Here is a 2739-nt window from a genome sequence, read left to right on the forward strand (position 1 = left end):
CCGCGGGCCAGTCGCTCCAATGCTGCGGCAATACGGCGGGTCTGCCCGGACTCAGAGCCGCCGCCCCGGTAGGTCATCGAGACAGTTTCAAATGTGACCCCGGCAGGATCCAGCACCTGATGTCCGAGACGCTCCAACCGGAGCACCTCCTGCTTCCTGCGCGCGGTGACGAACCGGACCAGAGCGGGGTCGGTCGTGAAGCCCAAACGGGGCCGGATGAGAGCGACCAGCAAGCGGGCACCGACGCCGCGCGCCTGCGGGGCCGCCATGGCCAGAATATCGGCAGCGTCCGACTCAGCGGCGATGACGATGAGATACACCGGCGCTGCGGAATCCGCGACGGTGGCGGGAACACCGCCCGGAAGCTGCGGTCTGAAATGCGCCTCTCGATTATTCAAGAGCGAGCTCCTTCCAAACCGCCGCCGCCCAGCCGTGCCGAGGACACGGCATCCGGCCGCCCCGCCACCCGTACGGTAGCGTATGATTCAACCAATGAACTTAGATTAGCGAACTACAGTTCAGGTGTCTATGGTACGGGAGGCGGGTTCAGGGACGAGAACCGCGAGGAGCTCGTCCAGCTCGTGGTCGGCATCGACGGGATGGCGAAAGGGGCGGCCGGTGGCGACGGTGTAGCTGTTGCGACGCCCGGCGCGCGTTCTCGTGATATAGCCGGCCTCAACAAGGTCAGCTGCGATCTTCTGCGCTGCGCGCTCCGTCACCCCCACCCGCGCGGCGACGTCTCGCATCCGGATCTGCGGATCACGGGCGATGGTGAGCAGAACGTGGGCGTGGTTGGTGAGGAACGTCCACCGCGTCCCGCTGGCGGGCACGGGGGGTGTCCCTGAGTCAAAATCCTGGGTTGCCATTTCAAGGACAATAGCCCATCAGGCGCCCGGTCGATGTCCGGGAGTGCGCGCCGGCGGGTCCCGCGGCCGTGTTGTCCGTGTTCCGGCGCCTTTCCACTTACTGCAGGAAAAACGACTAATCAGTCTCAGTTGACAACAGGAAGGTCGACAATGCTCGAAGTCAGTGCACTCCGCTGGACGCTCACCATCGGACTTATCCTCGGGCTGCTCGCCCTGGATCTTGGACTGGCCGCCGCGCGGCCGCACGTTGTCAAGTTCCGCGAAGCCGCCATTTCATCCGTCCTGTATGTTGCCGTGGCCATTGTGTTTGGACTGGTTTTCGCCGCCCAGGTCGGCTGGGACTACGGCGCAGAATACTTCGCCGGCTATATCGTCGAGAAAAGCCTGTCCATCGATAATCTCTTTGTCTTCGTGATCATCATGTCGACCTTCGCCGTCCCCGAGAAGTACCAGCAGAAGGTCCTGATCTTCGGAATAGCCCTGGCCCTGGTCCTGCGCGGGATCTTCATCGCCCTGGGCGCAGCACTGCTCCAGTTGTTCTCCTTCATGTTCCTGATCTTCGGCCTGGTGCTGATCGTGACGGCCGTTCAGCTGTACCGGCACCGCAACGTCGACCCGGATGTCCATGACAACGTGCTGGTCCGCGTGGCCCGCCGCGCGCTGACCGTCACAAAGGACTACGAGGGCGGGCGGTTGTTCACGCGCAGCGCCGGGCGCCGGGCGGTGACGCCGCTTTTCATTGTGCTGCTGGCAATCGGCAGCACCGACCTGCTGTTCGCGCTCGACTCGATCCCGGCTATTTTCGGTATTACCGCCGAACCGTACATCGTCTTCACCGCCAATGCCTTCGCCCTGCTAGGGCTGCGGGCGCTGTTCTTCCTCGTTAAGGGGCTTCTGGACCGCTTGGTCTACCTCTCCACGGGTCTGGCGCTTATTCTGGCCTTCATCGGAGTGAAACTGGTTCTGCACTGGGGGCACGGCATCGATGGCCGGGTACCGGAAATCAGCACCAACATCAGCCTTATCGTCATCGCAGTCGTCCTGACAGTGACCACCATCGCAAGCCTGATCAAGGTCCGCAGGGACCCCACCGCACGCGCCCACGCCGGCTCGCTGACAGCGGAGGACCCTTCCGATTCAGACCGGACCGGCTGACCGGGCACACGAACTCGTAGGCCATCGGCGGAACAGTTCAGCGGCGGCTGGCACTACGTGCCCTGCACGAAGCAGCAGGTTTGACGAACCGCCGGGCTGCGCGGAGCCAAAACACCAGCACCGTGATGCTGCCGGTTCCCACGGACGTCCAGCCGCTGTACAGCGTCCCTCGAACTAAGTGTTCCGAACGCGCTCCAGTGGGTTCCAGATAACGGCGCGGTTCCTCCCCTGTCGAAAAGCGACCACGCCATGGGCCGGGCTGGTGAATCGGGGATACCGGCGGAGTGCTACGTGTCGTCTTCAATACCGTCGCCGAGCCGTTGCCGTCCCGGAACCCAGACGCCCCTCATGACCGGAACCAGTCTCAAGCGATAGACGGGGAGGTCAGAGCACCGGACCCCGGCCGCAGAAGCGATCAGATCCACACCACCACGCGTCCTCGGATCGCTACAACGTCCCTAACCCCGTTCACATCCTTGGTACTGGGATGGGCTTGTCACCGGGCAGTCCAACGTCGAAGGCGCACCTCGGCGGCCCACCTACCGGGAAAGGAGCTTTTCGCCGTCGGGGCGCAGTTCCCCGGTCGGTGACACGTGCCGGTACAGGGTCTGGCGGGTGATGCCGAGTTCGGTGCAGAGGTCGCTGACTTTGGTATCCGGCTTGCCCATGGATGCCATGGCGAGGCGGAGTTTCGCGGGGGTCATTTTGTAGGGGCGGC

The 2739-nt window shown here is 63.8% G+C and carries 3 protein-coding genes and 1 pseudogene; 1 reads left to right on the top strand and 3 read right to left on the bottom strand.

Going from position 1 to position 2739, the window contains the following annotated elements; all coding sequences use genetic code 11:
* Both Y708_RS29830 and Y708_RS0111785 read right to left on the bottom strand, forming a co-directional pair.
* Window positions 1-398, bottom strand: a 398-nt coding sequence (locus Y708_RS29830) for a hypothetical protein (protein WP_035776141.1), incomplete at its 3' end; no start/stop codon positions are given.
* Window positions 399-518: 120 nt separating this feature from the next.
* Entirely contained in the window at window positions 519-866 is a 348-nt protein-coding gene (locus tag Y708_RS0111785; RefSeq protein ID WP_028280090.1) for a helix-turn-helix transcriptional regulator, read from the bottom strand.
* 150 nt (window positions 867-1016) lie between these two features.
* Here Y708_RS0111785 and Y708_RS0111790 point away from each other — a divergent pair, with 150 nt between their 5' ends.
* Complete coding sequence (locus Y708_RS0111790) at window positions 1017-2021, top strand: TerC/Alx family metal homeostasis membrane protein (protein ID WP_028280091.1); 1005 nt, start codon at window positions 1017-1019, stop codon at window positions 2019-2021.
* Between the two features lie 539 nt (window positions 2022-2560).
* Here the strand turns inward: Y708_RS0111790 and Y708_RS31065 are convergent.
* Window positions 2561-2739 (bottom strand): annotated as a pseudogene (locus tag Y708_RS31065) (recombinase family protein); the annotation flags it as partial.

This window comes from Arthrobacter sp. H5 (assembly GCF_000520595.1).
Taxonomy (GTDB): Bacteria; Actinomycetota; Actinomycetes; order Actinomycetales; family Micrococcaceae; genus Arthrobacter_D.